Annotated in this window: 3 protein-coding genes; 2 read left to right on the top strand and 1 reads right to left on the bottom strand. The window is 70.2% G+C overall.

All coding sequences use genetic code 11. From position 1 onward, the window contains the following. The first annotated feature begins 260 nt into the window (after positions 1-260). Together ACIN94_RS32730 and ACIN94_RS32725 are read left to right on the top strand one after the other, a co-directional pair. On the top strand, positions 261-1,313 hold the full coding sequence (locus ACIN94_RS32730) for a hypothetical protein (protein ID WP_400714899.1): 1,053 nt from the start codon (positions 261-263) through the stop codon (positions 1,311-1,313). Next, on the top strand, positions 1,307-1,642 hold the full coding sequence (locus ACIN94_RS32725; protein WP_400714896.1) for a hypothetical protein: 336 nt from the start codon (positions 1,307-1,309) through the stop codon (positions 1,640-1,642). The genes ACIN94_RS32730 and ACIN94_RS32725 overlap by 7 nt, the downstream gene beginning before the upstream one ends. A gap of 443 nt (positions 1,643-2,085) precedes the next feature. On the opposite strand, the gene ACIN94_RS32720 is transcribed toward ACIN94_RS32725, so the two are convergent. Beyond that, positions 2,086-2,393: CRISPR-associated endonuclease Cas2 (locus tag ACIN94_RS32720; protein WP_400714893.1), on the bottom strand; the 308-nt coding region annotated here is incomplete at its 5' end.

The following is a 2,393-nucleotide window of genomic DNA, read 5'->3' as shown; positions in this document are numbered from 1 at the left end:
CCTCGCTCGATTCTCTCGCGGAGGATTTCTGCGACCTGAATCCATACCGGCCGATCGCGCTCAAATTCGATCATGCAAAGAACCTAGACGGCCATACTTATAGTCGCTCATGTGTGTACGAGCATGTACGAGTACAGACGAATAATCGAGAGGAAGATCTAAAGACCAACCTGGGGAACCCGCCTCAAAGCCCATAAGTCGGACCCGCCCGGCGCTGAGAACACCAGACGGGTCTTTGATCAGGAAGTGACTCCTGACCCATGACCAACCCTAGTGCCGCGGTCCTCGACCGGCAGGCGGCAAGCGGCTGCGGCTGCTTCGCCGATCGACCCCCGATGCCCATGGGCTGCGCCGCCTGCGGACATCCGCCCTACGCCCACGGCTGCGACCAGGCCGCACCCGGTCACGACTACGCGCAGCCGTCCGGTGCGCTGATCGCCGAGCGGCTGCGGGTGCGTCACCGGCTCGGTCTGGGGCGGGTCCTGCCCGTCTACGGGCCGTCGACCGTCGTGGCCCCCGATGAGGTGATCCCTCTGGTGCCCGCCCAGCGCCGTCCCGCGCCCCCTGTGGTCACCGCACCCGCGCCCGTCCCGGCCGCCGTCCCTCTGCCCGTCCCGGCCGCCGTCCCCCTACCCGTCCCGGCCGCCGTCCCCCTGCCTGTCCCGGCCACCACGACCGCCTCCGCCCCGGCCACCGCCTCCGCCCCTGCCCCTGCCCCTGCTCCGGTCGTGCCGCCCGCGCCCCCACCTGTCCCGCCTGCTGCTCCCGCCCTTCCGGTGCCGGTGCCGGTGCCCAGGCCGATGCCCCGTCCTGTCCGGCACCCGGAACCCGCGCTCCGGCCCGCCGCCACCGCACCGCCCCGGCGCGACGACAGCCGACGACCAGCGCCGCACCGTACCCGGGTGACCGTTCGCAGCCCCCGCCCCAAGAGAACCGCGGCGCCTCCGTGCCGAGCGCCCGTCCTCTGCGGTGCTCCCCAGATGCCTTCCGCCCCTCACCTGAGCCGGGTCCGGCCGGACGTCACCAGCGCCGGCCGGACCCCTGACCGGACATCGGAGGTCCGATCCATGCACCACCCTAAAACCGCCACCCCGGCCCCGGCGATCCCCGGCTGGCGCGTGATCCGCAGCGACGCCGGACGCTACTGGGCCAGCCGCGAGGAGCCCTTCCCCGACGACACCGCCTGGAACAGCCCGCCCTTCCGCACCGTGGACGCCGACACCTTCGACGACCTGCAGGCCGAAGTCACCCGGCAGGAGGAAGCCGCCCAGGAGGGCACAACCCCGGAGACGGCCGGGGAGGGAACGTGGTGACGCAGCCCTCCCGTGCCCGCACCGCCGGACGGCACCGCCACGGCTCCGACCGCGCCGCCGTACCCCAGCGCTCCTGGGACCGCGAGGCCCGCGCCGAGGCCGCCCGACTGGACGACGCCTGGCCCGGGTGGGCCGTGCTGTACGGCACCGGCAGCCGCCTCTTCTACGCCCTGGCCACCTGGCCCGTCCCCGAGCCACTGATCATCTCCGACCCCAACCCGGAAGGGCTGGCAGAGCAGATGCGCGAGGCGGAGACGGCCGCCCTCACCGGAAACGGGCACCCGACGCCCACGCCCGGGGACACGGCGGGCGGCCCCCGCCTCCGATGAACGGGCGCGGCGGCATCACTTCCCCCGCGCCGCCGCGCCACACCACCCGCCCAGACCCTGTACGGAAGGGGTGCCCGGGCCTGGGCGTGACGCGGGCGGGCGGACTCATCACCCACCCGCCCGCGTCGTCAAACGATATGTCCCACGGTTGCGACCCCTCGTAGGGGCGATGAGGACCTGGACGCCTACCTGAGCCAGGTGGAGCTGCAAGAGTTGCGACCCCTCGTAGGGGCGATGAGGACTTGGCCGAGCTGCAGGACGACGACACCCCGCTCCTGGTGTTGCGACCCCTCGTAGGGGCGATGAGGACCCCACGGTAAAGGCGCAGGTCAGCACCATGGTCATCGAGGGAATTCAGCGGTGTTTTGCAGTGAACCTCCGGTAGTGCAGAAAACCCCGGAGGGTTGTTGCAAAACTTCATGATCAGCATTGTCTCATGAGTACTACAGGATGTCGCTGGGAGCAGGCTGGGCGACTCCCCATTCCTGGCGCTGGGGTGAGGTGCCGGGTGGGAAACTAAAGATGAGAACGCTGTCGTAACCGGGGTCGATCACTCCTTCGACCTCGTGGCGGAAACGTCGTAGCTGAGCCGGGCTCAGAGCGCCCTCGAACACGCTGCGCTGCACGTGGTGGAAGTACTGCCTGCACAGCCGCAAGATGGCGGCGTTGCGTTTGGCCAGGGTGTCGTAGACCACCACGACATACACGGTGACCTCACCACCAGATCTTGAACGGCTTGTACGGCGTGCCC

The sequence above is a fragment of the Streptosporangium sp. NPDC087985 genome, assembly GCF_044741965.1.
Taxonomy (GTDB): Bacteria; Actinomycetota; Actinomycetes; order Streptosporangiales; family Streptosporangiaceae; genus Streptosporangium.
This window is presented reverse-complemented; position numbering and strand designations above follow the sequence as displayed.

Coding starts and splice junctions, on each gene's coding strand:
- ACIN94_RS32730 (WP_400714899.1), top strand. CDS start 261: ATGACCAACCCTAGTGCCGCGGTCCTCGACCGGCAGGCGGCAAGCGGC.